This is a genomic window from Streptomyces sp. NRRL B-24484, from assembly GCF_000717715.1.
Taxonomy (GTDB): domain Bacteria; phylum Actinomycetota; class Actinomycetes; order Streptomycetales; family Streptomycetaceae; genus Kitasatospora.
Genome location: NZ_JOAI01000114.1, coordinates 1 through 1,776, shown reverse-complemented (window position 1 = coordinate 1,776; position 1,776 = coordinate 1). Strand labels below are relative to the sequence as shown.

1 protein-coding gene is annotated in these 1,776 nt (G+C 69.8%); it reads right to left on the bottom strand.

The annotated features are described in order from the left end of the window. Positions 1-36: 36 nt before the first annotated feature. Positions 37-1,692 (bottom strand): IS1182 family transposase, encoded by a 1,656-nt coding sequence (locus IE98_RS0141445; RefSeq protein WP_078661716.1) that lies wholly within the window; start codon positions 1,690-1,692, stop codon positions 37-39. Positions 1,693-1,776: the final 84 nt, after the last annotated feature.

The following is a 1,776-nucleotide window of genomic DNA, read 5'->3' as shown; positions in this document are numbered from 1 at the left end:
GACTCCGTTGGGAAATCCACAAACTGGGTTGGGTGATCAAGCTGCCAGGTCGAGAGCGGCGAGGTGCGAGGTTCTCGTCTTGCCGAGCGGTGTGCCGTTGAGCCAGGCATCGAGGCGGATCAGATTGATCGCGGTGGCGGCGAACACGTTGCCGAGATGGGTCTTGGCCAGGCCCGTGTAGCGGGTGCGGCGGATTCCGGCGCGGCGCACGGCCTGCGAGATCGTGCCCTCGACGCCTGCCCGGGTGTCGTACCGCTTCTTCCATTCCTCGGTCTGCTGCTCTTGGCGGCGCTGCCAGAGGACTTGCTGCTGCTCGCGGGGCAGGAGTGTCAGTGTTCGGCCCCACTTGCCGTTCGCGGCCTTGGTGCACTGCTGCCGAGCCGGGCACGGATCGCAGTCCTGGAGCGCGAAGTGCACGCGGGTGATCGGGGTTCCGCTGGGTTTGCGCTGGTCGGACCAGCTTGCACTGACCGCTCCGTGCGGGCAGATGACCTTCCGCGCGTCCCAGTCGACGGTGAAGGCGCTCTGGGGGATGTGCTCGCCCTCGTGGCGCTCGTGGACGGTGTCTGCTCCGACGGGCCCGAGCAGATCAATCCGATGTTCGTCGCGGGCGGTGACGATGTGGCCGGCGGTGACATAGCCGGCATCCACGGCGTGCTCGCCCGGGAGCAACTCCCTTGCTGCCAGGCCATCATGGACGGTCTCGGTGGCCTCGGTGTCGGCGACGGTGGCGTCCGTGGTGAGCACGTGGGTGATCACGTGCGGGGCGTGCGGCTCACAGGTCTCGCTCAGGTGGGTCTTGTAGCCGCACCAGCCAGAGCCCCGCTTCACGCTGTAACGGGCGTCGAGGTCGTAGGGCGAGGACAGCCGACGTCTGCCCGGCGGGAGGTCTTTCGCCTCCCGCCAGCGCACCCCCTCACCGTCGCGGTGGTACTGCTCGACCCAGGCCCGGCGCAGGACCTGGACGGCGGGAACCTCCCGCAGCCAGCCCGGCGCACCGGGCGCAAAGACGGCCTCCAGGAGGGTGAAGCCGTCTCGGCCGACCTGCTCGGCCCACTTCTGTCGGACGTTCTCGCCTTTGGGGAAGCGGTAGGAGTCGATCCGGGCTCCGTAGCGCTCGGCCCAGGCGGCGGTGACCACCGTCGAAAGCCACTGTGGGGCGGCCGCGGCCAGCGCCTCCAGGGCCGCCCGCAGCGTCTCGCCAACGAACTCCATCCGGTTCAACGTCCTCACCGCGGCCAGGACATGGGTGGAATCCGTCCGCTGACGGCCGCCGGCCCGTAGCAGCCCGAGCCCGGAGATCCGCTCCAGGACCAGGTCCAGGACCCGCTCCTCCAGGCCGTGCCCGATCAGCCGGGCACGGAAGTCGCCCAGGACCGTGAAGTCAAAGCCGGGATCGTCAAGTTCCAGCCCGAGCAGGAACTTCCAGTCCATCCGGGCCCGCACCTGGTCGGCGGCCTGCCGGTCGCTGAGCCCCTCCGCGAACTGCAGCACCGACACCAGCGCCAGCGCACCCGGCGAGATCGCCGGCCGACCCCGCGCGGGAAACGCCTCGGCGAAGGAGCCGTCCTCGAACAGCGGGCCGAGTGTTTCCCGGAGGCGGATCGCCAGCGTTCCCTTCGGGAACGAGGCCCGCACCACCCGCGCGGTCAACTCCGGCACCCCCACGCCACCCCGCGGCTCCAGCGACACCCGGCCCCCTCGATCGACGAACAGGCCGATCATGGCAGCCAGGACCATCCGCCATCACCGGTTTGCGGATTTCCCAACGGAGTC